The organism is Ruminococcus sp. AM31-15AC, assembly GCF_003462045.1.
GTDB lineage: Bacteria > Bacillota > Clostridia > Oscillospirales > Ruminococcaceae > Hominimerdicola > Hominimerdicola aceti.
Genome location: NZ_QTYG01000038.1, coordinates 1 through 26,602, shown reverse-complemented (window position 1 = coordinate 26,602; position 26,602 = coordinate 1). Strand labels below are relative to the sequence as shown.

At 42.1% G+C, this 26,602-nt stretch carries 20 protein-coding genes and 1 pseudogene; 5 read left to right on the top strand and 16 right to left on the bottom strand.

Annotated features, from left to right (window positions below; genetic code table 11):
* Positions 1 to 336 precede the first annotated feature (336 nt).
* The 7 genes from cas2 to cas3 form a co-directional block, all read right to left on the bottom strand.
* Entirely contained in the window at positions 337 to 627 is a 291-nt protein-coding gene (gene cas2 / locus DW793_RS10620) for a CRISPR-associated endonuclease Cas2 (protein ID WP_117863905.1), read from the bottom strand.
* An 11-nt stretch (positions 628 to 638) separates the two neighbouring features.
* Complete coding sequence (gene cas1c / locus DW793_RS10615) at positions 639 to 1,661, bottom strand: type I-C CRISPR-associated endonuclease Cas1c (protein ID WP_117897005.1); 1,023 nt, start codon at positions 1,659 to 1,661, stop codon at positions 639 to 641.
* Entirely contained in the window at positions 1,654 to 2,334 is a 681-nt protein-coding gene (gene cas4 / locus DW793_RS10610; protein WP_118158050.1) for a CRISPR-associated protein Cas4, read from the bottom strand. The genes cas1c and cas4 overlap by 8 nt, the downstream gene beginning before the upstream one ends.
* The gene (gene cas7c, locus DW793_RS10605; RefSeq protein ID WP_118158048.1) at positions 2,334 to 3,200 is read right to left on the bottom strand and encodes a type I-C CRISPR-associated protein Cas7/Csd2; all 867 of its coding nucleotides are present in this window, start codon (positions 3,198 to 3,200) and stop codon (positions 2,334 to 2,336) included. Before cas7c ends, cas4 begins: the two co-directional genes overlap by 1 nt.
* 17 nt (positions 3,201 to 3,217) lie before the next feature.
* A complete protein-coding gene (gene cas8c, locus DW793_RS10600; RefSeq protein WP_118158046.1) occupies positions 3,218 to 5,068 on the bottom strand; it encodes a type I-C CRISPR-associated protein Cas8c/Csd1 in 1,851 nt (616 codons plus the stop codon).
* Complete coding sequence (gene cas5c / locus DW793_RS10595) at positions 5,062 to 5,781, bottom strand: type I-C CRISPR-associated protein Cas5c (protein WP_118158044.1); 720 nt, start codon at positions 5,779 to 5,781, stop codon at positions 5,062 to 5,064. The genes cas8c and cas5c overlap by 7 nt, the downstream gene beginning before the upstream one ends.
* Before the next feature lie 305 nt (positions 5,782 to 6,086).
* Positions 6,087 to 8,303, bottom strand: coding sequence for a CRISPR-associated helicase Cas3' (gene cas3 / locus DW793_RS10590; protein WP_181988345.1), 2,217 nt, complete (start codon positions 8,301 to 8,303; stop codon positions 6,087 to 6,089).
* 264 nt (positions 8,304 to 8,567) lie between these two features.
* Between cas3 and DW793_RS10585 the strand changes: the two genes are divergently transcribed.
* The 4 genes from DW793_RS10585 to DW793_RS10570 all read left to right on the top strand — a co-directional run bounded on the left by DW793_RS10585 (position 8,568) and on the right by DW793_RS10570 (position 13,939).
* Positions 8,568 to 9,815 carry a CapA family protein gene (locus DW793_RS10585; RefSeq protein ID WP_252969847.1) on the top strand — a complete coding sequence of 416 codons (1,248 nt, stop codon included), beginning with the start codon at positions 8,568 to 8,570 and terminating at the stop codon, positions 9,813 to 9,815.
* A 346-nt stretch (positions 9,816 to 10,161) separates the two neighbouring features.
* Positions 10,162 to 12,504 carry an alpha-xylosidase gene (gene yicI / locus DW793_RS10580; RefSeq protein ID WP_117857754.1) on the top strand — a complete coding sequence of 781 codons (2,343 nt, stop codon included), beginning with the start codon at positions 10,162 to 10,164 and terminating at the stop codon, positions 12,502 to 12,504.
* Positions 12,505 to 12,663: 159 nt separating this feature from the next.
* Positions 12,664 to 13,068, top strand: coding sequence for a DUF3783 domain-containing protein (locus DW793_RS10575; protein ID WP_118158040.1), 405 nt, complete (start codon positions 12,664 to 12,666; stop codon positions 13,066 to 13,068).
* Positions 13,058 to 13,939, top strand: a complete 882-nt coding sequence (locus tag DW793_RS10570) for a DMT family transporter (RefSeq protein ID WP_118158038.1) — start codon at positions 13,058 to 13,060, stop codon at positions 13,937 to 13,939. The genes DW793_RS10575 and DW793_RS10570 overlap by 11 nt, the downstream gene beginning before the upstream one ends.
* Before the next feature lie 69 nt (positions 13,940 to 14,008).
* On the opposite strand, the gene DW793_RS10565 is transcribed toward DW793_RS10570, so the two are convergent.
* Together DW793_RS10565 and DW793_RS10560 are read right to left on the bottom strand one after the other, a co-directional pair.
* Entirely contained in the window at positions 14,009 to 15,079 is a 1,071-nt protein-coding gene (locus tag DW793_RS10565; protein WP_022286804.1) for a type IV pilus twitching motility protein PilT, read from the bottom strand.
* Positions 15,080 to 15,106: 27 nt separating this feature from the next.
* Positions 15,107 to 16,659: pseudogene (locus tag DW793_RS10560) on the bottom strand (GspE/PulE family protein).
* Positions 16,660 to 16,944: 285 nt separating this feature from the next.
* Here DW793_RS10560 and DW793_RS10555 point away from each other — a divergent pair.
* Complete coding sequence (locus DW793_RS10555) at positions 16,945 to 17,769, top strand: prepilin peptidase (protein WP_118158036.1); 825 nt, start codon at positions 16,945 to 16,947, stop codon at positions 17,767 to 17,769.
* A gap of 126 nt (positions 17,770 to 17,895) precedes the next feature.
* Here DW793_RS10555 and DW793_RS10550 read toward each other — a convergent pair whose 3' ends face one another.
* The 7 genes from DW793_RS10550 to DW793_RS10520 all read right to left on the bottom strand — a co-directional run bounded on the left by DW793_RS10550 (position 17,896) and on the right by DW793_RS10520 (position 26,463).
* Positions 17,896 to 19,764 carry a type II secretion system protein gene (locus DW793_RS10550; RefSeq protein ID WP_252969848.1) on the bottom strand — a complete coding sequence of 623 codons (1,869 nt, stop codon included), beginning with the start codon at positions 19,762 to 19,764 and terminating at the stop codon, positions 17,896 to 17,898.
* An 18-nt stretch (positions 19,765 to 19,782) separates the two neighbouring features.
* Positions 19,783 to 20,592, bottom strand: coding sequence for a type II secretion system protein (locus tag DW793_RS10545; protein ID WP_118158032.1), 810 nt, complete (start codon positions 20,590 to 20,592; stop codon positions 19,783 to 19,785).
* A gap of 17 nt (positions 20,593 to 20,609) precedes the next feature.
* Positions 20,610 to 22,133, bottom strand: coding sequence for a hypothetical protein (locus tag DW793_RS10540; RefSeq protein WP_118158030.1), 1,524 nt, complete (start codon positions 22,131 to 22,133; stop codon positions 20,610 to 20,612).
* Positions 22,112 to 22,813, bottom strand: a complete 702-nt coding sequence (locus DW793_RS10535; protein ID WP_118158028.1) for a hypothetical protein — start codon at positions 22,811 to 22,813, stop codon at positions 22,112 to 22,114. Before DW793_RS10535 ends, DW793_RS10540 begins: the two co-directional genes overlap by 22 nt.
* A gap of 147 nt (positions 22,814 to 22,960) precedes the next feature.
* Positions 22,961 to 23,677, bottom strand: a complete 717-nt coding sequence (gene gspM / locus DW793_RS10530) for a type II secretion system protein GspM (RefSeq protein ID WP_117876525.1) — start codon at positions 23,675 to 23,677, stop codon at positions 22,961 to 22,963.
* 2 nt (positions 23,678 to 23,679) lie between these two features.
* Positions 23,680 to 25,164, bottom strand: coding sequence for a pilus assembly protein PilM (pilM, locus tag DW793_RS10525; RefSeq protein ID WP_117876524.1), 1,485 nt, complete (start codon positions 25,162 to 25,164; stop codon positions 23,680 to 23,682).
* Between the two features lie 102 nt (positions 25,165 to 25,266).
* Positions 25,267 to 26,463, bottom strand: coding sequence for a type II secretion system F family protein (locus DW793_RS10520; protein ID WP_118158026.1), 1,197 nt, complete (start codon positions 26,461 to 26,463; stop codon positions 25,267 to 25,269).
* Positions 26,464 to 26,602: the final 139 nt, after the last annotated feature.

Sequence of the window (26,602 nt, the reverse complement as noted above, 5' to 3'; positions counted from 1 at the left end):
TGTAGATAATGATTTCAACTCACACGCTCACGTGGAGCGTGACCTCCAGTTGATAAAAATTTATTTTGCCTATTGCATATTTCAACTCACACGCTCACGTGGAGCGTGACATGCACTAAATGGAAATTATGGAGGGTATCCTAACATTTCAACTCACACGCTCACGTGGAGCGTGACCCTTGATGTTGTGTATATCTGGTGCTTGCTCAACGTGATGCGGACTTATTGTTTTATTTAATGGGTATCGGTTTGATTTTGTTCACTGTTCATTCACATATAGCATGGCATTTTCATGCGAACTTACTAGGGATTTGTGGATCACTTGGGGTACGCTGGTCAAAATATTAGGACGCCCTCGGGGTCATAGGTCTCTTTGGTGCCGTAGTGTTCTATTCTATGCTTCCAATTGTTGCCTAAGTAATATATCCGCAGACTATCATGCTTTGGGTCTATTATTTTCAGAAGTTTATCTTTCACTTTCAGAAAAGTGCCATAGTCTACGTCTATTTCAAACACGCTGTTCTGCACTCGCTGACCATAATTTTGACACTCTTTCGACACTTTTCTCAGCCTTGTTTTACCCTTATTATCTGTTGTTGATACATCATAGCTTACTAAGGTCATCATTTATATCACCTCTATTTCAGCAAATAGTTCGGGTACTCATCTAGCTCGCCACGGATATATTTTGCGAGAAGCGAGCTTTGCACATATGGGAGTAGCCCTTGCTGTATCTTTTCGCCCAGATATGGGTGGACTATGCTTGTGCGCTTACGCTCCTGCCATGCGGTGAGGACTTTTTTCTTGCCCTCTTTGGAGAGGTATACTGCGCCACTGACCTGAGTTTCAAAGTCCTCGGGCTTTATCATTTTCAAGTTTATCATGGTAAGCACAAGTCGCTCCACCACGCAACGAAATTCCTCTACAAGGTCGCAGGACAGGCTGCTTCTGCCTGAACGCAGGGCGTGGTAAAAGCCGAGGCAGCTATCAAGTCCTACGCTTTCAAGGGCTGATGTATATGATGAAATTGCGATAGTATACAGAAACGAGAGCATGGCGTTTACTCTGTCGAGGGGTGGGCGTTTGGTGCGGTTGGCAAGGTAAAAATCTTCTTTTTGGTGGAGTATCAGTCGGTCAAATATATCAAAATATGCCTTTGCACAGCTTCCCTCTATACCCATGATGATATCTTTATCGGAAGTTTCATAGACGGTCTTTATGCCGTTTTCAAGATATTTTATACAATCTGTAAGCGCTCCGTCACTGTTTATATCCGGGTTATCGTGGAGCGAACGTCTGATAAGATAACGTGTATTTGAAAGCTTTGCGGCGACAGTATTCCTGATAAGGTCGAGCTGAGGAATAGAAAAAATCTCAAACTGCTCTTTTCGCAGATAGACGTTGCCCTTTGTTTTGCCCTGAACTCTTGCGAGAAATTTACCTTGCGGAGAAATAAAATTAACGGCTATGCCATATTCTGCACACTTGCCCATAAGCGCAGGTGAACAGCCCGAATAGCTGAAAATATAGATATCCTCGATATTAGTAAAAGGCACACGGAACCTCTCGCTGTCCTCTGCCCTGCACACTATGTTTTCGCCGTCAAGTGTGAGGTAGGCAGTTTCTTCGAGAATATAAAGTGAATTGAGCAGTTTACGCATTGTTTTCGCCTCCGTTCATGGAGAAAATCGTATTTTTCACGCTATATTTCTTCACTTTTGGAAAGCACATATCCGACAGTGAACAGCCTGAACATTTCTGACCTTTTACACGCTTTGGGATAATATCCGCTGCAAGTATCTCACGCATTTTTCCAAGATAGTCGCAAAGCATTTTATCATACTCTGCGCCCTGAGTATCAAAGGGCAATTCTGATCGTCTGCGCACATCTGCATAGTACAGAAAACATCGGCTATTGCAATGAAATACGTTATCCACGCAAAGCTTCTGCGCATAGACTTGTATAGCGTCGGTCTGATTGAACTCCCCTGCTTTGGGTCTGGTGGGTTTATACTCCACAATTTCCACACGGAATGTGCCGTCCAGGGTATCTATATAGTCGCCGCTTTTGTCACGGACGAACTCGATACAATCTACAACTCCGAAAATATTGTACTTAGGGTCATCATTATACACTGACACGTCACTTCGGACGATCTTATGCTTATTTTCAAAGTTGCGCTCGCCGCTGTGGACGTTCTCATGGAGGAGGTTTGCTTTGACGACAAAGGCGTTTTCAGCCCAGTCGTCATTAACTTCTAAAAGAGCAAACCTGCGTGGACAATACATATAATGCTGTATGTCACGGATATTGATAGTTACATCTTCGCTCATCAGAGCTTTTCAATAAGTGTAACGCCCTCAGGCATATCCTTATCTATAATGATGTCATAATCTGAGTAATGTCTTGGAGTTGTCACGCCGTCTTTGAGCTTAACTGACACCTTGTCAAAGAGGATATGTGCAGGGGCATTGCCCAGGGCGGAGTCATGCTTGAACACGATAAGCTTACGCATACAAAGCTTTCCTCTTGCGGCGCTTCTGTCATGCTCGAACATATTGATGATAGATGTCCAAAGAAGCTCAAGGTCGTCCTCGCTAAAGCCTGTTATCTTCTGGGCGAGCATTGCGGAAACATAGCCCTCACCACGATAAAGAGCATATGGGATTATGCTCTTTTTGCCCATTTCGGTATCTCCGACCTTTTTTCTTTCTTCTGTTGTTTTCGCTTGCCTTGTGATAGAAATATTTTGTGCAAAAACAGGGTCGATACTCCTTGCAAAGTTGAGCTGGACAGGTCCTCTTACAATGCCGCATGGATCGTCGCCCGTACTCATTACTGCGCCGAACGTTCTTACGTCAAAGTAGTTCTGACAGATATAGTCACGAGCCTGACGCTGTATGTCAGCAGGAGTTTCCTTTCCGCTTCCCTTTAAACCTAGCTCTTTATAAGCTTCGGTGAACTTTGTATTGAGGGCTCTGTCTGCCTTGATGAGGATATTGTAGCCTGCTTCGCCCTCTTTGGTAAGCTCCACAAAGTTTCTTATCTTTCTTTTAAGGCACACGTCTGTAACGATGCCAAGGCTTGTTTCAGGGTCTGTTCTAGGCATATTGCCTGCGTCAGGGTCGCCGTTTGGGTTGCCGTTCTCAACGTCAAAAAGCATTACAAATTCATATCTGTTCTTGATTGCGTTTTCCATAATATTTCGTCCTTTCTTTATTCTTCTGATTTTGCTTCGGGTTTAACTTCAGAATTTTCTGCTGGCTTATCTTTTGACTTTTTTGTGTAAAGATCTCTGTACTGCTGTGCATAACCTACAATAAATCTGCCCTGATCGTCATTTGAAAGAGTCTGAGGGAACTCACCATTCAGATCATCTATTATCTCAAGGCACTTATCATTGTAGTAATTACGAAGTTTAGGATTCTCAAACTTTTTCAAATGATTTTGTGAAAGCGAATAGAGTTTAGGAAATACAGTTGCAGGTCTTGAACAAGCTGATGAGAAATAAGTATCTTTGATAGTTGTGTTAATTGTTGCCTTTGAAGAATCCTGCTGGATCTTTTCAAGCACTGCAAAAAGTCTTCCGCAGAGATAAGCCTGATTTTTGTTTTCAAGGTCTAATGACATTTTGATCTCCTCCTTATTTTGTTTACGGTTTATGCAGCCTTTTATCAAGCCTGCCCTTGTATCATTGAGTTTTATAAAATGGTTTTTTTCCTCGTCGCTGTCGGTCTTGACCCTTGTTATTACTGTGGAAAGCAGTTCGTCAGGGTATCTTGTGCCTTTGAGTATTGCTTCAAAAAGTGCGGCGATGAGAGGTGACGGAACTTTTTCTTTGGACGATTTTGGTGAGATAAGCTCACGCTTGATACGTTCAATGCTTACTTGACGCTGACCCTCAGTGAATGCGATATCCTTCTGATGTTTGAGTACATTGTCAAATATCCTGCCGAACTTATCGTGGAAGATGAACTTCTGGGATATTCTTGAACTGTTTGGGGTAAAGCCTGCAACGTAAAATTCTACGTTAGGGTCATAAGGCATATCGGCTGTCCTGCCCTGTTTAAGCTGGCTCATGACAGTGTTTATGTTTCGGTCGGCTTCGGCCACAACGGTTTTATTTAATTCGTCCTCAAATCCGCTGAACATACCGGCAAACATATTGCATTCTTCTGCATCATTCTTCTTCATTGCGAAATAGACTATTGTCATATCGTCAAAAGTCTTGTAATGGCTTCTGTCAGCAAGCAGAGAATTAAACGCAGAGGTATACATTTTCATGGCTTTCTCGGAAACATTGCTGTTGTAGGACTGCTTCTTGCCATAGGACTCAAAGGCAGATTCTTTCATGCCAACGAGGACACAGCCTGAGGACATTCCACCTTTGATACCCTTTATCTTATCATGGATACGGGCTTGCGGGAGCTTCTCACCAAGAATGGAACAGGTGGATAGTTCGGTATCGTCACTGTCGCTGTCGGCGCTGAGCTGGGCGAGATAATCCTCATAGGCGGCTTTGAATTTGCTGTCATTGTGAAGTTTTATTTCAGGAGAGCCGTCAAGTCCAAACTCATAGTAGGAGCTTGAATACTCCTTGCCTAGTGCAAGAAGATGTGGGTTTTGGGTCTCCTGCTCAGGTTCCCATGTACGGATAAAGTTAAGATAGGCTTTGCAAATAGGCGAGTCGATATTCTCAAAGAACTTCTCATTCCATTCGCAAAAGCATTTGTGTGATTTTGCAGCTTTGTTGGTAGCGTCTGTAGGGGTCAAAGTTCCTTTATCATAGTTCAGACCGAATATGTAGAGTGGTCTGTGTTCGATCGTGTTTTTGTCTATGCCCGGTTTCTGCGTTCTTACAGGAAGCTGTTCCATTACTGGATCATAGACTGTTTTTGTCTTTTTATTTTTCAGAGGGATAATTCGAGGTACTCTCAAATCGTTTATTGCGGCTATCTTGCCCTCGGGGGTAAGAAGAATTTCAAAGTGTATGGCTTGTTCACAATAGCCTGCAGGAGTTTTATTCTCCTGCAAAGCACTGTAATCGCACAAGGCTTTAATCAGCATTTAATCTCCTCCCTGTATTTTGCAACATCAATAACACCATCTATCATATGCGGACGGTAGAAAACTGCGTTGGCCTTGTCAGAAAACTTAGGGTCATTCCAATCATTATTGACAGGCTTGCCTCCGTCCTCAAACTTCATGCCGTAAAGCATAAAGCCAAGGTCTTTATCGCCCATATTTTGCGGTGCTATCTGTGTAAGATCAAAGTCGTCAACAAGCTCGATACTTTTTACCGCAAATTCTCGGCAACCAAGGCAAGGCTGTCTGAAGTGCTGGCCGTTTCTGAGACGTCTGAGCATTATGTTATAATGCTTCTCATCAGATTCGTCTGGGTGGTCTGATTTAAGATAGGTGCGCTCAAACGTGAACTCGATACCGTATTTCACATTTTTCAGCACCATTGCCGCTCGCTGACTTCGTATCTCCGAGGTGTACATCTCCGCCGAGCCTCCGCCTTTCATTTGCTGTTTCACTGATGATAACAACAGCTTATCTTTGACCTCGTTTCGTCGGATATTGGTAAACTCGATAGGGTTGAACACCACTATTTTGTTTATTTGGTAGCGCACGGCAGGCTTCCAATATACTGATTTGATAAGTCCCTCCAGTGCGCTTGGGGTGGGTACGTTGTAACTTACCCGTTCAACTTTCATTTCAGGTCTTGAGAAGCAAGCATAGTCACCTGTCACGATGATCTTAAAACCATAGCTCATTTTTACATCACTCCTTTTAAGACTTATATTAGTATTTGGTACAGTTTTTGTTCTACATATATGATACACCATTATGAATAAAATGTCAATAGTTTTCATGTATAAAAAAAGTGTCGGATTTTCGGCATATTTCACAATTCTTTGTTCAGTGGTTTGTGGTATAAAAACGTTGACTTTTTAAACTTATGTTTGTATAATATATTTGTCTATGCTTTACGCATATGTGAGTTGAAAAATATTCGTATTCGGTACGATATGGAATGCAGCAAGTGGCAGACTGTCTTGGTGGCAGCCTGCCATTTGTTTTAGATGAAATAATCCTGCATTGCGGCTTGGGTGTTCAAACCTGTTTCATTATTATAATAGCTTTGATTTTCAAGAATGAATATGCCTGTGCCGTGATCGTTAAGCACACCCTGTGAATAGAGATCTTTGAAAACGTTCATATAGACAGACACTGAATATTTCTGCAATGCTCTTCTTACTGACATATCACCCTTACGCAAGGTTTCAACAAGTTCATGGCAAGTCTGGTCGTTAGGATCGTCGATAACGATAGAGATAGTGTCGGCGGAGATGTATTCAAACTGCATTGCGTAGCTTCGGAATGGTATGCTGTATGGTGACATTAAGCCTTGGCGGTCGAATGAGTTGCTTTGTTCGTTATATTTCGCAATAGAGTTTTCAGCTATACGACTTTGGTTGAAGTCGAAAATTCCGTCGTAGTATTCTTTAATACAATCATAGGAAGTTATGTCTTGGTACTTTTCCAGTAAACCTTTAGTCTTGTTAATTCGCATGGCAAGGTCGCTTCCCTTGCGGTATGTTTCGTCAATGTCAAAAACGTACACATAGCCCTTGTCATCTTTACCCTCACGATTACATCTGCCCCCTGCCTGCAAAATACTGTCTAATCCTGAAAGCTGGCGGAAAACTGTGTTAAAGTCAAGGTCAACGCCTGCTTCTACAAGTGAAGTTGAAACTACTGTGATATGCTCGCCATTTTCAAGCTTCTTTCTTACTACTTCTATGACACGGCTTCTGTGGGCTGGGGTCATATTGGCGGAAAGGTGATATTTTTCACCTTGAACAAGGTTGTAAAGCTCTGCCGCTGTTTTCTTGGTATTCACAACGATCAGGGCATTTTTACACCGAGAGGCATTTTCTGCAATGGTTTCAAGAGAGGTTTTACCCATGTCTTTATATTCGCATTTCTTGAAATACTTAAAATTGGTTCGGTCGGTAACAAGCTTATTATAGTTCACATCTGGCAGGAACTTATCAAAAAGCTTAGAATAATCGGGCATTGTGGCGGAGAGAAAAAGAGCTTCGCTGTTAAGATACTTTGTTATATAGCCCACAGCTTTAAGGCAGGGACGAAGAAGTTCTGTTGGAATAAGGTGTATTTCGTCAAAAACTATCACGCTGTCACGGAGATTGTGGAGCTTTCGCAGTGCTGAGCCTTTATAATGGTATATGGATTGGAAAAATTGCACGCTTGTGGTGATTATAAGTGGTGCGTCCCAATTTTCGCAGGTCCTTTTGAGCTTCTCTGCGGTTTTCTTTTCTTCCTCTGTGCCGCCGTCATAGGAATAGTTTGAATGATGCTGTAAGACAGGAAGAACGTCACGAAACATCTCCTCGAAATCTTTGGCTGTTTGTTCTATAATGCTTGTGTATGGGATAACGTATATGATATGCTTTTTGCCGCTTTCAACGGCTTTTTCAAGGGCTATTTTAAGACTGCAAAGAGTCTTGCCACTGCCTGTTGGCATATCAAGGACGGATATGTGGCTGCCTTTTGTACAATGGTCTATAGCTTGCTTTTGTATATTGCTTCGCGCCTGCTGTAATTTGGTTTCAGAACGCATATTTTTCATGCGCTCATTAAGAATGGAAAGTGCCTTTTCAAAATCACCGCTCATGCCACGTTTAACATTTTTATTGCAAAATCTTTCGGTATCGAGAAAGTCTGCGTCTGTCAGGCAAGAGAACACGTACTTGGTGAAAAAAGCGTAACGTTCTATAAGCTCGGTGGGGTTTGGGGCAGAGCGCAGTTCATTGTACGGCGGTGTTATTTCTTCCTGAGTCAGTGTGGCAAAGTCTATCTCAGTGGTGTATGCGCTGTAGTCATTATCGCCTGTGTATTCATTTTCTCTTTTTAAAGTGCCGCTAAGAGTCGGGCTGTCAGAGTTGTCTGCGACTGTGCCGCCGTCCATAAGTCCTGTGTGGTGTCCTGCGATGCAATACTCCATAAGGGGTGCAAAACAATCGTTTTTATCTGCAAACTTTTTATACTCTAGTGCTCCGCAGGCAGCATGGCTGAATTTTACTTTGTCATCATCAAGCCGTTTCTGAAAGCTTAAAGCGTATTTGCCTATATCGTGATACAGGCTCGCTTTTTTCGCAATGGGTTTCAAAAGGTCTACTGAAAATTTTTCTGCTTTTTCACTTACTCCTGTGAGATGGGCTTTTACAGTTTGCCTTTCGCCGTCCTCACGGGTGTGTGCGTAATATTCCATGGTCATTCCTCCCTTTTTAGATATACAAATTTATCTATGTTTTTATTATATCATACAATTTAATACTTGTGGGGAAAATTTTTGTACACATAAACAAATATTTGTACAAATTGTTATATTTTTATTTATAATACATTATAATATATAGGTCAACATAAAGCATTCGACATTTTGAAAATTTGGCTTGATTATTATCTAAAAATGTGTTAAAATTAAACTATAAGTAAATTTGTATTTTTTTAAGAAGTTATGAGAGGAATTTATATGAAGTACAGACTTTTATGCAATAAGATCACAGTAGTGGCTCTTTCGGCGATGTTGTCGCTGAGTGCTGTATCATGCGGTAAGCTTGATGCGAGCAAGCTTGACGGAAACGCTTTGACAGTGACCGAAACCGAGAGCAAAGCGGAAGTCAAAAAAACTGAGGACAGCTCCAGTAAAAAAGAGGTCGAGGTGAATGAAGAAGAAAAGGAACAGCCAAGCTACACCTGCTCGCTGGTTTGCGTGGGCGACAACCTTATACACGACAACATTTATAATGAGGCGCTAAAGCTTGGCGGTGGTGAAAAATATGATTTCACGCAGGCTTATGAACACGTTACAAAGTACATAGAAGGCACTGATGTGGCTATAATCAATCAGGAAACACTTGTTACAGACAGCGTTGAACCACAAAGCTATCCTATGTTCGCATCGCCGACGGCTGTGGGTGACAAGATAGTTGACATGGGCTTCAATGTGGTTTCTATGTCAAACAATCATGTTCTCGACCAAGGTGAAGAGGGGCTTATAAGCTCTCTTGATTACTGGGACACAAAGGGAATTGTGCATTACGGTGCTTATCGTTCGCAGGAGGACGCTGATACTATCAAGACCATGGAAGTCAACGGCATAAAATTTGCTTTTCTGGGATACATGGAGCACACCAACGGCAATTATCTCAGCGGTGACGGTGCTCAGGTGATATATCTTGATGAAGAGGACAAGATAAAGGCTCAGATAGAAGAGGCTGACAAAATGGCGGACGTTGTTGTGGTTTCATGTCATTACGGCACAGAGATACAGAACGAGCTGAACGAACAGCAGACGGAGATAACGCCTAAGCTTGTGGAGTGGGGTGCTGACCTGATAATAGGCACGCAGGCGCACACTATCAGCACTTGCGGATATCTTGACAAGCCTGAGGGCGGACAGGCGTTCGTTTACTACGGTTTGGGCAACTTTATTTCCACTATGTATGACACAAAGTCGCTTGTGGGACTTATTGGCAAGCTCAATGTTGTGAAGGACCCTGACACCAATGAGGTGACATTCGAGAACGTTAAGGCGATACCGATAATATCGCACTTTGAGGGTGATTCATACTATGGCGATTGGTACAACTGCACTGTTTATCCTTATGCGGAATACACTGACGAGCTGTTTGCCAAGAATTATGTAGAGGGCTTCACTCGTGAGAGTGTGGAGCAATGCTTGTCTTACATACCTGATGAGTTTCTCAGTATTGAGTAATCGGGGCAATATGTAGGGGACGGCGCCCTCGACGTCCCATTTGCAAAGTTGATAAAGAATATGATGTTTCTGCGGACGACTTTTATGCCGTCCGCTTTTTTGGGTATTGTGTAAAGGTTTACATATATCTTAATAAATTTATATAATGTAAATATCAATTCATGAAATGTTTACATTAAAATATGCTCAATCCATTAAAATACTTGCACATATCACTTTTTTACTATTGCAATTTAGGCAAATATGCTATAAAATATACATAAAGGGGAAGAAACGGACTTCCCGATAAAATTTTCATTTTTTTATATTCTGAAAACTACTTTAAATTTACAGGAGGGTTTATTACATGAAATTTGCTGACGGTTTCTGGCTTAACCAGAGAGGCTACGAAGTAAACTATGCAAATCAGGCTTTCGAGATCGAAGAGATCGAAAACGGATTCCTCGTTGTGGCAACACCTTTCGTTGTATACAACAGAGCTATGATGCTCGGAAGTGCTAACCTTGAGATCGCTTACACTTCAACTCAGGAGAACTGCGTAAAGGTAAGCATCACACACCACAAGGGTCATGTTGACAATGGTCCGCACTTTGTTCTTGAGGACAAGGGCTTCAAGCCACAGGTAACTGTTACAGACAAGGAAGCCGTACTTGTTACAGGCGACACAAAGCTCGTTGTTTCTAAGGAAAACTGGAGCTTCACATACTATTATAAGGATAAGAAACTCACAAGTGGTGGCTGGAGATCGACAGGCGTTATTTTTGAGAATGCTTACAAGCAGCAGGCAAGACTTCAGACACAGCTCGACGACACATTCTGGAGCTACCCTGCCGATCCTACAAGAACATACATCAGAGAGCAGTTCGACACTTCTGTTGGCGAATATTTCTACGGCTTCGGCGAAAAGTTCACAACATTCACAAAGAACGGTCAGAACGTTGAGATTTGGAACGCTGACGGAGGCACTTGCTCAGATCAGTCTTACAAGTCTATCCCATTCTATCTTTCTTCAAAGGGCTACGGCGTATTTGTAAACAGCACTGACAAGGTATCATATGAGGTTTGCTCTGACACTGTTTCTAAGGTTTCCATGACAGTTCCAGGCGAGAGCCTTGAATACTATGTATTCGGCGGTGCTAACCTCACTGACGTACTTAAGGGCTACACTGACCTTACAGGCAAGCCTTCACTGCCGCCTGCATTCTCATTTGGTCTGTGGCTCACAACTTCATTTACAACAACATATGATGAGGAAACTATCACATCATTTATCGATGGCATGGCTGAGAGAGATATTCCTCTTCAGGTATTCCACTTTGACTGCTTCTGGATGAAAGGCTTTGAGTGGTGTAACTTTGAGTGGGACAAGTCACAGTTCCCTGACCCACCTGCAATGCTCAAGAGATTGCACGAAAACAAGGGTCTGAAAACTTGCGTATGGATCAACCCATATGTTGGTCAGCGTTCAAAGCTCTTTGACGAAGGTATGAAGAACGGCTACTTCATCAAGAAAACTGACGGCTCTGTATTCCAGTGTGATGAGTGGCAGCCTGGTATGGCTATTGTTGACTTCACTAATCCAGAGGCTTGCAAGTGGTATGCAGGATATCTTAGAAAGCTCTGCGAAATGGGTGTTGACACATTCAAAACAGACTTCGGTGAGAGAATACCTACAAGAGATGTTGTTTACTATGACGGCTCTGACCCTATCAAGATGCACAACTTCTACACATATCTTTATAATGAGTGCGTATTCAATGTACTGAAAGAATATTTTGGAGAGAACAAGGCTTGCTTGTTTGCTCGTTCTGCTACAGCAGGAGGTCAGAAATTCCCTGTTCACTGGGGCGGAGATTGCTCAGGCAACTACAACTCAATGGCTGAGGTTGTAAGAGGCTGTCTGTCACTTTGTATCTCAGGCTTCGGCTACACTTCACATGACATGGCAGGCTTTGAAGCTACTGCTACACCTGACATTTACAAGAGATGGGCTGCGTTCGGTATGTTCTCATCACATTCAAGACTGCATGGTAACCAGTCATACAGAGTGCCATGGCTCTTTGATGAGGAGTCCTGCGACGTTCTGCGCTTCTTCACAAAGCTCAAGGGCAAGCTCATGCCTTATCTGTGGGCTCAGGCTATCAAGACACACGAAGTCGGCGTACCTGTAATGAGAGCAATGGTCATCGACTTTGCTGACGACCCGACTTGCCTGACGCTTGACAGACAGTATATGTTCGGCGACAACATTCTTGTTGCTCCTATCCTTAATGACGAGGGTATCGCTGAATACTATGTTCCAGAGGGCAAGTGGACAGATATCATCACCGGCAAGGTTCTTGAGGGCGGCAAGTGGTATAAGCACAAATGCTCATACTTTGAGATTCCTGCTCTTGCTAAGCCAAACAGCATTATTGCATACGGTAACTTTGAAAGACAGATAGAGTATGATTATCTTGAGGGTACAACATTCACTATCTACGAGCTTGAAGACGGCAAGAGTGCAGTTTGCCCTATTTATGACACTGAGGCAAACAAGGTATTCGAGTTGACAGCTACAAGACACGGCAACAAGATCGAGTGCGAATACACTGACACAAAGGCAAGCTTCAAGATCGCTGTGGCTAACACAGACAAGACTGTTGAAATTGCTCCTAACTTCAGCGGCAAGGTAATTATTGAACTTTGATTGCTAAATAAAACTATCGCTCCGAGAGATCGGGGCGATTTTTTTTTGCATTCACACATAGAATCGGGGCATATGAGGATAAAAATTCTGTATATTTGCTCTTGAAGAAAATATGAGATCGGGGTATAATATAGATAGTACGATTTAAGGAGAAATTTTATGAGATCAAGAATAAGAAGTGTTATACCGAAAAAGATCATCGGGATAAATATCATTCCTCAAAAGCGTGATATCATTGAAGATATTGCTAAAAGCGAAAATGCGGAGGCTGTTTTCTTTGGCAATGAGGTAATGGGACAGCAGGTGGGATATCTTTGTGGTTTCAAGGGCTTTGAAAGGTCTGAAAAAGAGGGCGAGGACATCACAGACGAGTGCCTTATTTTTTCAGGCATTGACGGCAGGAGCCTTGACCCTATACTGAAAAAACTCAGGGAGAAAGGTGCGGCGGTGGAGCTGAAAGCCATTGTCACGGCACACAATCAAAGCTGGAACGTTGGCGAGCTTATAAAAGAGCTGAGGCGTGAACACATTTACATGAACGGAGGTGACAGAGATGAAAAGTAAATACAAGGCTATAATTTACATTATTCTGTCGGCTTTTTCGTTTGCATTCATGTTCGCATTTGTACGGCTTTCGGGTGATCTGCCGACGGTGCAAAAGACTTTTTTCAGAAATTTTGTGGCGTTATTTTTCGCTATCGGTGTGCTAAAGAAAAATCACATACGCTTTCACATTGAGGGCAAAAAGAACAATGCGGTCATTTTTGTGAGGGCGCTTGCCGGCACGCTGGGTATGCTTGGAAACTTTTATGCCATAGATCATCTTGTGCTGTCTGACGCTTCCATGCTAAACAAAATGTCACCATTTTTCGTTATCATTTTCTCTTTTATTTTCCTTAAAGAGCGGCTGACTTTCTTTCAGGGTTTCACTGTAATTTGTGCATTTATAGGAAGCTTGTTTATCATCAAGCCGAGTTTTCATAATGTGGACTTCTTCCCTGCCCTTGTTGGTTTTCTAGGAGGAATGGGAGCGGGACTTGCTTACGCTTGCGTAAGATACTTAGGACAGCATGGAGTAAATGGTGCGGTGATAGTTGCATACTTCTCGGGATTTTCGTGCTTGTTCACCCTGCCATTTCTAATATTAGATTTCCACCCTATGACGATTTTCCAAATACTTTGTTTATTGGGAGCTGGCGCAGGTGCGGCAGGCGGACAGTTCGCTATAACTGCGGCTTACACTCACGCTCCTGCAAGGGAGATATCGGTTTATGATTACTCACAGTTGATTTTCACTACGATTTTGGGATATTTCCTTTTTGGAGATATTCCTGATGGCTGGAGCTTTCTTGGATATTTCATTATCATTGCAATGGCTGTGCTTGTTTTTCTTTACAACAATGTTTGGCACAAGGATAACGAGGTCAAGGGCTGACAAAAAGGTAAACAAAAAGAGCGTTTTTACTTTCTCGGTAAAAACGCTCTTTATTATTTATATTGTGGTTTATGCTCCGCCTGCGATAAATCTCTTGAGATCCTGTGGGTTTACGCACTTTTCAAGCGCAACGTCCATAGAAATAGTTCTTGAACGAACGAGCTTTGCAAGCTCCTGATCCATGGTCTGCATTCCTGTTGCTTTACCTGTCTGCATAGCTGAACCGATAAGATGCACCTTATCGTCACGGATCATAGCTTTGATAGAGTCTGTTGCGTTAAGAATCTCACAGCAAGCTACACGGCTTGTGCCGTCGAATGTACGGCAAAGTGTCTGAGTACAGATACCTACAAGAACGGAAGCAAGCTGAGTTCTGATCTGATGCTGCTGGTGAGCAGGGAAAACGTCGATGATACGGTCGATAGTTGACGGTGCGGACGTTGTATGAAGTGTACTCATAACAAGGTGTCCTGTTTCAGCGGCGGTAACAGCAGCTTCGATAGTCTCGAAGTCACGCATTTCTCCTACGAGGATAATGTCCGGGTCCTCACGGAGGGCTGCACGGAGGGCAAGTGAGAAGCTCGGTACGTCAGGTCCGATCTCTCTCTGGTTTACCATACATCTCTTATGAGCGTGCATATACTCGATAGGGTCCTCAATAGTGATGATATGAGCTGATTTATGGATATTTACATGGTCGATCATTGCGGCAAGAGTTGTTGACTTACCTGAACCGGTAGGGCCTGTTACAAGCACAAGTCCACGAGGTCTCATTGAGAACTCTGCAAGGATAGGTGGCAGGTCAAGGTCGGTAAGGGTCGGGATATCGTTTCTCAAAAGACGGAGAGCGATTGCCGTGTTTCCTCTCTGACGATACACGTTTACACGGTGACGGAAACCTCTTGATGATACATATGTAAAGTCGGTATCAATATGGTCTTTGATAGACTGACGCTGCTTATCTGTACACATATCCTCGCATATTTTGAGAATTTCGATCTCGGTCATATCAGGATATGAGGAAAGCTTTCTCAAGTTACCGCCCTGTCTAACTATCGGCGGAATACCTACGGTGAAGTGCAGGTCGGAACAGCCAAGGGCTCTTGCTTCATCAAGAATTTTGTTAATGTCGATTGCCATTAGAATTTACCTCCATATATTTCTTTTTTATACAGCATATGTTACACGGATAAGTTCGTCCATTGAGGTCTTGCCTTGCTGAACAAGCTCTGAAACGTTGTCACGAAGCAGGTGACAGCCCTCTTTCTTTGCAAGCTCCTGAATTTCGTCAGCTTTTGCTCCCCTTGTGATAAGAGCCTGCATAGACGGTGTTGCGAGAAGGATCTCATGGATAGCGGTTCTTCCCTTATATCCTGTGTTATTGCACTTTGGACAGCCGCATGGGTCGTACACCTGTACTGAATGGTCAAGACCCATAAGCTCGTTTTCTTCCTCAGTTGACATTCTAGGCTTTTTGCACTCAGGGCAAAGCACCTTTGTAAGACGCTGAGCAACGATACCGATAAGTGAGGTTGCGACCATGTATGCCTCAACGCCCATATCCACAAGTCTTGTTACGGTAGAAGCGGCGTCATTGGTATGAAGTGTTGACAGAACAAGGTGTCCTGTAATAGCGGCACGGATAGCGATCTCGGCAGTTTCAGTATCACGCATTTCTCCGACCATTATGATGTCAGGGTCCTGACGGAGGATAGAACGAAGGGCTGCACCGAATGTCATACCAGCTTTTTCGTTGATCTGGCACTGGTTTACGCCGTCGATCTTTTTCTCGACTGGGTCTTCGACAGTAATAACATTGTTATTAGGCTTCGAGATCTCGCCAAGCGCGGCATAAAGTGTGTAGATTTACCTGAACCTGTAGGGCCTGTTACAAGGACAACACCCTGTGGCACTTTAAGGCAAGACTCAAATCTCTTATAGTTATACTCGGTCATACCCAAATCGGTTATTTTTCTAAGGGACATATCGCCTGTTGCGAGGATACGGAGAACGACTTTCTCACCGTACACCATTGGAAGGTTAGATACACGGAGGTCGAGAGTTGTGCCGTCAACGACCTGTGACATACGGCCGTCCTGTGGGACACGTTTCTCGGCGATATTCATACCGCTCAAGATCTTGAAACGGGTAACAAGCGAAGTATGAAGTGCGGCGGAAAGAGTCATAAGCTCGATAAGGTCGCCGTTTACACGGATACGGATAACGGTTTTATCCTTGAATGGCTCGATATGTATATCCGTTGCGTCCTGACGCTGGGCGTTCTCGACGATAGCGGTAGCAAGTTTAACGATAGGAGCGTTCTCGATTCTCTCCTCGGAGATATCCTTGAGTTCTTCAAGGTTAAGCTCTTCCTCTTTTTGCTTTGTAGCTTCGTCAACAACGGAGTTAACCTGACCTTCTGAGTACATCTTACCGATAGCACGATTGATAGATGACTTTGTGGCAAGGACAGGCGTTATGCTGCAGCCTGTGATAACACGGAGATCCTCGAAAATATAGAAGTTGATAGGGTCATTAGTTGCAACGGTCATACGCTTGCCTATTTTGCTGACTGCGATGACGTTATACTTTCTTGCAGTTGCCTCAGGTATCTTCTTGACTATATCAGGCATAAGCTCAGTATTATCAAGGTCGATATAGGACACATTCAGTCGCTCGGCAAGAACCTGACAGAACTGAACATCGGTAACGAGCTTCATGTCAATAATGACATCACCAAAAAGTCTTCCCTTTTGCTCCTTCTGTTTGGCAAGGACTTCCTGAAGCTGTTCTTCAGTTATAAGACCTTTCTGTACCAGATACTGACCGATAGGGCCGTTTCTCATATATATTACTCCAATCCTCCGCATTGATTTAGGGATCCGACGCTGCGGAAACGTCTGCTGCGGTGCAAAAACCGCAAAAAAATCATATTATCTATTGTAATCTTCATGAAAGTATGATAAAATTAATGTATTAACTAATGAATCCAAAGGAGGATCACTGTGGATAATTTAACCTTATCATACATAATCATTTATGTATTTGTGTTCATCTTCGGAGCGTGCATAGGCAGCTTTCTTAATGTCTGCATATACCGATTGCCGAAAAATGAAAGTCTTATCAAGCGAAATTCTCACTGTATGACCTGCGGTGAGCCGATCAAACGGCGTGACCTGATACCGATAGTAAGCTGGTGCATACTTCGTGGAAAGTGTCGAAGCTGCGGTGCAAAGATATCGGCAAGATACACATTAGTTGAAACGCTCAACGCACTGCTCTACTTATGGGTATTCTATCACTTCAATGGTATCTTCAATCCTCTGCGTGCGGCACTTGTCTGTCTGTTATTCTCTGCTCTTATCGTTGTATTCTTCATGGACTGGGACACTCAGCTTATCAACACATATGTTGTGATATTCATAGGTTTGCTTGGTGTTGCGGAATACATTTTCTGCAAAGATCAGACGGGACTTACGCTTAAATCACACTTGATCGGATTTTTCATTGTGAGCGTGCCTTTGCTTATTATTTGTCTTATCACACATGAGAAAGCAATGGGCATGGGAGATGTATATCTCATGGCAGCCGCAGGGCTGTTTCTCGGAATGCAGGGTGCTTTGGTAGCGCTTCTTATCGGACTGATAACAGGCTCGATCGGCGGACTTATCCAGAAGCACCGCAGTGGTGATTCAGTATTTGCATTTGGTCCATATCTCTCCATAGGAATTGCTGTTGCAGCTTTGTACTCAGAGCAGATCGGTTCATGGTACATGGACTTTACCGGTCTTAACGAGATGATGAACGAAGCAATGCTGATAATAAGATAATTGCAAATTCCGCAGTTTGATACTGCGGAGTTTTTTTGCTCAAAAAATCCTCTTAATAGAAGTTTTCTGTTAAGGGGATTTTTTCAGCAATCAGACCCGTGGATGGGGTCTGATTGAGAAAAGAAATTACTGTACCTTAGATACTGTAATATCAGATGGGTTAAGTGAATACTTTGAAAGATCCTCAGTATACTTTGGATCGTTGTACTTCTTAAAATACAACGTAACTGTGACGGTTCCACCCGCTGGAATAAATACACAGTTTGATGGGTTATTCAAATCGTTGTTCGTTGTAAATCCACAAACCTTATCATTTGGAATTTTCAATCTCCAATCCGCCTGCATCTGATCAAATGCAAAACCAACATTAGCACTTAAAGACCAGATCTTTACAACATCAGAACCATTATTCTGTATTGTTATATCATAGTCTATCTCACCATCATTGATTTTTCTTGCGATACTGCTGATAACGTACAAATCATTTGTCGGTTTTGAAATGAAGGTTGCCTCAAAAACAGTATCTGATGTTATAACCTTAGTAGATATATCATCATTTGTTCCTTCTACGACCCAACCGCCAAATATCTTATTAGCGTCTGACGAAACAGGGGTAGCTCCTGGATAATTTGCATACTGTCCATCAGAAACATAAATAGTTGAGGCATTTATTAAAGAACCATTTAATTTAAACTCAACCTTATGCTTGTTCTGTACAACTGGAACGAAAATAACTGAGTTATCTGTAATAGAAACATCAGTAAGACCCTTTGACGTATCTGATTTGTATACCCACTTAACAAAATCCTGTTTTATAGGATCCATGTCAGTTGGAATTCCCGGGTCATTTGCAAAGTCGCCATCATAGACACTTGTTGTTTTAAATGTAGAACCGTCGATATTCTCAAACGTTACATTAAATTGGTCTTTCGGTGCAACAGGCGGATAAACACATGAGAATACCATATCCTTGTTTATCGTTACACCTGTTGTAAAATCAGCAACGTTATTCTTGCTGTCTACCCAATAAGGCGTGCCATAACCTGTTCTTGATGACATAGAAGGTGGAGTTTGATAAACTGTACCCGCCTTAACAGACTTAGTATCTATCTGTTTACCACGAAGCGTTGGTTCAGGGTCGCTTGCAGAGTAGATAAACTTTACACTGTATGTTTTTGAACTTGAAACTGTTGTCTTATCATAGAAAATATAAGTATATGTGTTTGAAGCATCAAAACCATAATACTTTTCCTGCTGAGCTGTGCAACCTGCAGGAGCAGTAGTTGCCTGAGGATATGTGACATAATCAGGAGCTACAGAGAAATCTTTATAGTCATTAACATTGTATGAATCGCCTTCATCTATGTTAATATTTGTGAGATTTACTGCTGCGTCCTTTTTATACTTTGTTTTCGTAAAAGTATAGCTTCCGTTCTCATATGTTGGCTGATAGGCTGTAAGAGAAACGTCGAGAGTATACATTTCCTCAATTTTGCTGATACTTGCACTGATATCAAACTTATAATTGTCGTAAAAATCAACGCCTCTTGCAACAGCAGAATTATTAAAGTTTAAGCCCTCTGTATTTACCTTACCTACATTGATGATACAGCCTTTTGCACCCATTCTCTTTGCGGCTGTATCCGTGTCGCTGCCTGAATAGTTTTTCAGACTATAGCCACGAAGATTATTATTGTCAATAACGATACAGTTTGAATAGGTCACACCGCTTGCACCGATAGTACCAGAGGTTGAAACATCAGGCACACCAATATAATCTTTAAGCACAAGAACATTGGTCGAATATCTAAGCTCATCATCAAGATAGTCTATAAGACCTGAACCTATGACATTGCTTTCCATTGTTGCATCAGCGTCATGATAAACGTTATTTGCAGGTTTGATCATATTAAGGATAGCTCCGAGGATCACGCCGAAAATCGTTACCACAACGATAAGCTCAACAAGGGTAAAACCCTTGCGGTTTTTATTCATTTTCAAGATCCTCCCTCCTTATGGTGTTGCCATTGCTGCGTCATAGTCAGCCTGATTTTTGTAGTCAGAACCACCCATATAATGGATAACTACATAACCTGTAGCTTTACCTGACGCATCTTTTTCAAGATAATGGTCAAAGGTCGCAGCTGTGATCTTAAATGCAGCTGCATCGGCTGTTGGAGTGCTGCTGTAAAGATCAGATGACTGTGAGAAGCCGAAATAATCGCTTCCTGTTACGCCTGAAAGCACAACGCCAAACTGCTGATTTCCGCCGTCGCCGATAGGGATAAGAAGTGAATTTCCTGATGAGTTATTATTTACATCAAAGAACTTTCCGCCTGTAAGCTCAGGAGTGAGAGCATAGAAATTCATATCTGCCCCTGAATTGTTGTAAAATTTTACCCAATATACGCTCTTTTCAGGATTAGGTGTAATGTTTACGTCCTTACCTTGAAGAAATTTAAGCTGATAGCCTGCGTCTTCATCAATATTATTAAGCTTTGCTTTAAAGCCATAGGCTGTAGTATTGAACTTTATGCCACTTCCAAAGTCTGCCTCAAGGGCAAACTCATTTGTAGTTTTGCCGCTTGAAGAGAACTTGTTTACCTTCAACTCGTTCATATTGACGGTCTTGTTATCATTATACTGCTCGGCATTTACTGCCTGAGTATACATTTCATTGTTGCGGTAGTAGTTTTCAAGATTCTGTTTTTTTGCCGCTACAGCAACTGTAACAAGCATAGCTGACATACCTGACAAAAGTGCCATTGCTATGATGACCTCTACAAGAGTCATACCCTTTTTATTTTTGCTGTTCTTTTTCATGAGTATACTCCTTTCAATTAATAGTGATCATATCTGTCAAGAGTATATCCGAATGCTGAATCGTCCTTGCCGCCCTTCGCATTCTGCATTACAGAAGTAGTTGAAGGCTTAGTGTATACATAGAACGCTGTATTGGCGTTACCAAAGCTGTTTGCGATAACTACACCGACTGCACAGCACTGAACGGTCATTATTCCGCCTGCTGAGTCTGTTACCACAAGTCCGCCAAGACCGCTTGTTGCGATATTAACGATAGCCTGTGGTGAATAGAATGAGCCCTGGAAGAAGCTTTGATCTGTAGCGTTAAGTGTTGTGTTCTCACCAAACAGGAAGATGATGCTGCTGTTTTTCGGTCTGTAAGAGCCTGCAACATCTACAGATGTAGGGTTGAGAACAAAGCCGCTCTGTGGTAAGCCAGGGTTACCCTTTGTATTATTGAGAACAGAAGAATCAAACATACGAACGTAAGTATCATAATCAAATACCTTAAGTCCCTTAAAGCTATAGTTACAAGCACTAGAGCCTGAATGCTGTGACTTGCCTGTTACTGAGTCGATACCATTAAGTGTAATAGCACTGCCTGAGTCTGAAACAAAATAGCAGTTGTATTTTCTGTCACCTGTAGTCGTATCAATTATAGTTGAACGATTTCTAACAACTATTACAGGTGACCATTCTGCTCCAAGATTAAGGCCATTCTGAAGTCTTATAACGATATCACCCGAAGAATCAGAAACATCAACGAGGATCCTTGAACCATTGCCATAATCATTGAACGAAAGATCAGATGCCCATGTACAGCTTGATGTTATTCTCAATTTGTAGCGGCTTGTAACTGGAGTCTTAGCTCCTGTTCCTGTAAGGTCTATTAGCTCAGTAAGCGTGTAGTCAACATTATTCCAATAGCTTGGATCGCTTGCAAAGGTATTGAAAGTTTTAGTGTTTTTGCCATTATAGAAAGCCTGATATTGATCAGAGATCGTTGTCACATTAGTATCATTGCTCATGAAGAAATCTTCCGGATAATATACATAGGCATCAGCAGATACAGGTATCTGTGGCTTTGCGTCACGACCTGCTTTGCTAAGAACAGCTCCTTCATGAATATTTGAAGCCGTGCAGACGATCTTATCTTTACCTGTGATAGTGCCGGTAACATATACAGAGCCTGTTACCTTAAGTGACTTTGTGACATTAAGATCACCCTCGACATAGAGAGAGCCATTGATCGTCTGACCATTTGCGCCAAATGTTGCATCGCCATTATAAGCACCTGCGCCCTTATAAACGTAGAAGTTACCATACTGTGTATAGTCATTTCCGCCAATGTTAGCTTCACAACAGAACAAATCGACATCAAAACCTGAAGAACCAACGTCCATATGGTTTGAAGTGGAAAGCTTCTGACCGATATTAACATAGTTATATCCGTCTGCTCTTGCCATTGTGGAGTTGATGTGGAATTCATTTGAAACATCAAGGTTTTCAGAAATTGTAACAGTTGAACCCTGCTTTTCATCTACAAGACTAGGCTTGAGCATGATAAGAGGCTGAGTGAAACCTCTAAAGAACCATACATAAGATAAGAACCATAGATACTAGTATTGTTTGTAAATCTATAGACCTTACCAGTGGTATTATTGATACCAGCCATATCACCGATAACATTAAGGTTATCGTAACCTGCGCCACCGTTACCAACAAGCTCGATAGTATTTGTATACTCGGCAGGCTTTGTAACTGACTGCGTGGAAATATGAGCTGCTACCTTTTCAGTTTTTCCCAGATAAGTAGTTTCACAGGTAACAACGATATTTGCAACACTTGTACCCTCCTGTGCTACAGTTATCTTTGTGGTACCGATATTATCGCTTTTACCGTCACCGCCGTTGTAACTTACAGTAGTAGTAGTACCCTTACCGCTGTTAGCACTTGCCAGCTTTTTAAGGTTATCTATGGCCTTTTTCTGCTGAGCCTTTGCAGTAGGGTCATTGGTTGGAGCAGTATCAGTCTGTATCTGATTAATAAAGCTTTCAAGAGTAGATGAAGCTGTCAGATAAGCCTGTTTGCTCTTATAGTTATCATTTGTTTTTGTCCTGTTTACCGAAACAAAAGAAACAGTTGCAGTCAAAAGTATTGACAGCATGAGCATGACAGCAACCGCTGTGAAAAGCACGACTCCGGGTTTGTTTCTTTGTTTCCTCTTCGGAGTATTCTTCATATTAACCACCTTTCTTAGTTTTATTATCATTTATGCTATACTTTTTTCATTTTACACAAGTTGATTACTTATATAAAATTTTTAATCATTATATAGCACTAATTGGCAGGACAAGAAATATTCCTTATCCTACCAAATAGTTTTCTCTTAGCTGGCAGAAGGATCAGCAAGCTTCTTCAGAACGTACATATTCAGTGTCATAGAGCCTGAGATCTCGCTCTCGTTGACATTTTCAATGCTAACATTCTCGATCACCATGCTCTTTTCGTTGTTTGTCGTCAGGTTGTCAGCAAAATTCTTGAAACCTGAAAGCGAGCTTTTGAACTGAATGTTAAGGCTATAGTAACCTATTGTCTGTCCAGCTGCTGCATTAGGATCTTCTGCAGCTGCATTTGCATCTGCATTAGCGTCTGCGGCTGATGAATCAGTTGTGCTTGCATTATTGTATTCATCTACCTTAGTGTCAAAATCAGTAGCTGTTGCTGTTGACTCATAAGCAAAAGGCGAAAGAACTGTGCTGCCGTATGATGAAATAGTCATATTGGAGTTTTTGATCTTTACATCATCAACATTAAAAAGCTCACGAACCTTATCAGTAGCCTTGTATGCTACCTGATAATCATAGAAGTTAGCTGCGACCTGTGAGGTGCTTGTATAAAGTGTCTGAATCTCAGCGGCAAGGTTCTTATCCTTGTCTACCTGATCTTCAAGCTCGCTGAGCTGTACCTTTGCTGATTCCAGATCACTGCTTGCCTGACTACACTCATCAATGGCAGGCTTAATAAAAAGCATAAAACCTGCAACAATTATAAGCAGTACGAATACTACTATCAAAATCATTTTATCACGATAATTCAACTTCATAATTATTCACCCTCGCCCTCTTCTTTAAGATAAAGTGTCAGCGAATCAAGCGTTACGCCTGAGCTGCCTTCTTCACCGATCGAATATCCGTTGTATCCTACATCTTCCTGGAAGAGTCCTGTACCTACAAGGGCATCGATTGCTGTTTTTACATCTGACTGATCATCAAGCTCAACCTTAGTAAGTGTTACTGTACCAGCTTCAAGGTTATATGTAAAGCCTTCATACTTGAAAGAACCAAGAGCTTCCTTGATATCGTCAAACATCTCACTTGACACGACCGGAAGTGTTTCAAGAGCTGCATTTGCTGATGTAACATAGTTTGAATAATCCTGCATGATCTTCATCTTATTGTGAAGTATCTGGTTCTGGGCGATCTTCTCATTGCAAACAGCTATCTTATCATTAGTCTTGTCTATATCTTTCTCGATAGAACTCTTCCTGAGATTAATAACAAGTGTTGCACCTGCGATAAGCACTGCGGCTGCCGCAGCGAAGATACCGCCTGTCATGAGCAGCGAACCCATTCCGCTGTTGCCGCCCTTACCTGTGGACTGATCGACTTCGAGGAGGTTGATCTTCTCTGTTGCCTTGTTTCTCTTATAGAGAGCACCGATAGCATTAGCGAATACTGTAAACTCGAAGTTCTCGAAACCTGTGATCTGAGCAGGCACACCGAGAACGGAAGCCTTTATATCAAGACCGTCAAGAGCGTCAACGAGTTTGATGTAGTCCTCGATAAAGCCATAGAGAATAACATTTTCAAGTCCTGAACCGCCTCTTGCCTTATTGAACTGCTCCATTCTGAAGATGTTCTCGTTAAGAGCTTCAGTGATATAATCGTCAGAATCATAATCATCTTCTGAGATAGGAACGTATCTGGCGAATGCCATCTGTCCATTCTCAAAAAGTGTAAGACCAAGGAAGTTCTTATCGATCTGGCAAACCAACAGTGGCATTTTCTCCATGTTGGACTTGTCAGCAAGAACGATTCTTGCGATAGAGTTACATCCGATGTTAACAGATCTGAGGTTCATGCCCATAATGTTATAAAGCTTTCTGTAGCTTTCAACTATCGTACTAGGGCAAGCTGTTGCAAGTACCTTCACTGCACCAGGATTATCCTCGCCTGCTTCACCTACTACTGTATATGAGATAGAATACTCATCTGTGATACCCATTTCCTGGCTCATATGGTTCTGTACCATAAGCAGGAACTCATTACCCTTTGCCTTTGGAACTACAAGCTCCTTGAATACGATGTTGCTCGATGAAAAAGTAACGATAGCGTCCTTATCCATCATATCCTCAGCCTTGATCTGAGTGAGCAGTAACTCGGACAGACCTGAAAGGTTGATGACCTCACCGTTAAGGATCATATCCTCAGGAACGTCTACCTGCAAAGATCTTTCGATCCTTATCTTGTTAGAGGAGTTATCACCTTTAACAATGTTGATTTGTCTATCAGAAATATCAAATGATAGCATTTATTCCTTCACCTCTTAAATTATTTTTCAAAACAAATATCTTCCCTCTCCGTTTTAAAGGAGAGGAGATATTTAAAATTAACGAACACAAAATGCAGACCCTTAGTTTTCCAGACCTGACAATGAACCGTAGAGCAGTGGGAAGATACCCGCAAGGCAAAGACCGATCGCAACACCCATGAATACGATGAGCAATGGTTCCATAAGTCCTACAAGTCTTGTAACGGCTGCGTCTGCTTCTTCCTCATAGTAGTCAGCAGTTTTCTCAAGGATCTCATCGAGAGCACCTGATTCCTCACCGACATAGATGATGGAAGTAAACATTCCTTCAAATATCTCTGTTTTTGCAAGTGACGCTGAAAGAGGTGCGCCCTGCTTAACTTCATCAACTACCTGAATGAACATCTTATCAACATAAGCGTTTCCAAGTATTCTTGACGAACGTTCAAGACACTCTACCATTGGGATACCGCTTGAATAAAGTGATGAAAGAGTTCTTGCGAAACGACCCTCGTAGATCTTTACTATAAGCTTTCCGGCGGCAGGCATCTTTATCTTGATATAGTCAAATTTAAGTCTGACTGACGGTACTTTCAAGGCGTATATCCAACCGAATATCAAAACAACGACCACGATAAGAATGATATACCATTTTGCCTTGAAAAAGTCACTGAATGAGAAGAGAGCCTTAGAAAGTGCAGGCATCTGATCCTCTGGCATAAGACCTGCAAATATAGGCATGATGAACGTAAACATACCGATTACCATGACGATACAAAGAACGCCAAGTATGATAGGATAAGTCATCGCACTCTTTACCTTATTGTTCAACTTGTTTGAGTTTGCATAATAATCGCTCAGACGCTGCATTGTCATATCAAGCGTACCTGAGGTCTCACCTGCGTCTACCATTGAAATGAAAAAGTCCGGAAAGCTTCCTCTTCTTGTATCGAGAGCCTCGGTAAAGCTCTGACCTTTCTGAACATCGTCATAAACGCTTCTCCAAACATCCTTTGCACCCTTATTCTCCTCTTCCTTATAGAGAATGTCGAGCGCTTTAACAATGGTAAGACCCGATGTCATCATTGCCGCAAGCTGACGGCAGCAGAAAGCAAGTTCCTTAGTATTGAACTTGTGCACAGATTGTTTGCCTGCACCGCCCAATGCTTCTGTATAACTTATACAGAAAAGACCTTGTTCGTGGATCTTGTCCAGTACTTCCTGTGCATCCTCAGCCTCATAGATACCCTTTATGGTTTTTCCCGAGGTATCCTTAGCAACATAGGAAAATTTCTTCATAATATGTAGATACACCTCCACTTATTTATACATTTTGTGCATTCATAACAAAAAACTTTAAAAATACACAAAACGCATTTTTATAATTATAACATTATTTTCATCTTTTCGCAAGTGATTGAGTGCTTTTTAAGCGTTA

Coding starts and splice junctions, on each gene's coding strand:
- yicI (WP_117857754.1), top strand. CDS start 10,162: ATGAAATTTGCTGACGGTTTCTGGCTTAACCAGAGAGGCTACGAAGTA.
- DW793_RS10575 (WP_118158040.1), top strand. CDS start 12,664: ATGAGATCAAGAATAAGAAGTGTTATACCGAAAAAGATCATCGGGATA.
- DW793_RS10540 (WP_118158030.1), bottom strand. CDS start 22,133: ATGCTCAAGCCTAGTCTTGTAGATGAAAAGCAGGGTTCAACTGTTACA.
- DW793_RS10520 (WP_118158026.1), bottom strand. CDS start 26,463: ATGAAGAAATTTTCCTATGTTGCTAAGGATACCTCGGGAAAAACCATA.
- cas5c (WP_118158044.1), bottom strand. CDS start 5,781: ATGAGCTATGGTTTTAAGATCATCGTGACAGGTGACTATGCTTGCTTC.
- DW793_RS10570 (WP_118158038.1), top strand. CDS start 13,058: ATGAAAAGTAAATACAAGGCTATAATTTACATTATTCTGTCGGCTTTT.
- DW793_RS10545 (WP_118158032.1), bottom strand. CDS start 20,592: ATGAAAAAGAACAGCAAAAATAAAAAGGGTATGACTCTTGTAGAGGTC.
- pilM (WP_117876524.1), bottom strand. CDS start 25,164: ATGCTATCATTTGATATTTCTGATAGACAAATCAACATTGTTAAAGGT.
- DW793_RS10535 (WP_118158028.1), bottom strand. CDS start 22,813: ATGAAGAATACTCCGAAGAGGAAACAAAGAAACAAACCCGGAGTCGTG.
- DW793_RS10585 (WP_252969847.1), top strand. CDS start 8,568: ATGAAGTACAGACTTTTATGCAATAAGATCACAGTAGTGGCTCTTTCG.
- gspM (WP_117876525.1), bottom strand. CDS start 23,677: ATGAAGTTGAATTATCGTGATAAAATGATTTTGATAGTAGTATTCGTA.
- DW793_RS10550 (WP_252969848.1), bottom strand. CDS start 19,764: ATGAATAAAAACCGCAAGGGTTTTACCCTTGTTGAGCTTATCGTTGTG.
- cas7c (WP_118158048.1), bottom strand. CDS start 3,200: ATGGAAAACGCAATCAAGAACAGATATGAATTTGTAATGCTTTTTGAC.
- DW793_RS10565 (WP_022286804.1), bottom strand. CDS start 15,079: ATGGCAATCGACATTAACAAAATTCTTGATGAAGCAAGAGCCCTTGGC.
- cas8c (WP_118158046.1), bottom strand. CDS start 5,068: ATGCTGATTAAAGCCTTGTGCGATTACAGTGCTTTGCAGGAGAATAAA.
- cas4 (WP_118158050.1), bottom strand. CDS start 2,334: ATGAGCGAAGATGTAACTATCAATATCCGTGACATACAGCATTATATG.
- cas3 (WP_181988345.1), bottom strand. CDS start 8,303: ATGGAATATTACGCACACACCCGTGAGGACGGCGAAAGGCAAACTGTA.
- cas1c (WP_117897005.1), bottom strand. CDS start 1,661: ATGCGTAAACTGCTCAATTCACTTTATATTCTCGAAGAAACTGCCTAC.
- cas2 (WP_117863905.1), bottom strand. CDS start 627: ATGATGACCTTAGTAAGCTATGATGTATCAACAACAGATAATAAGGGT.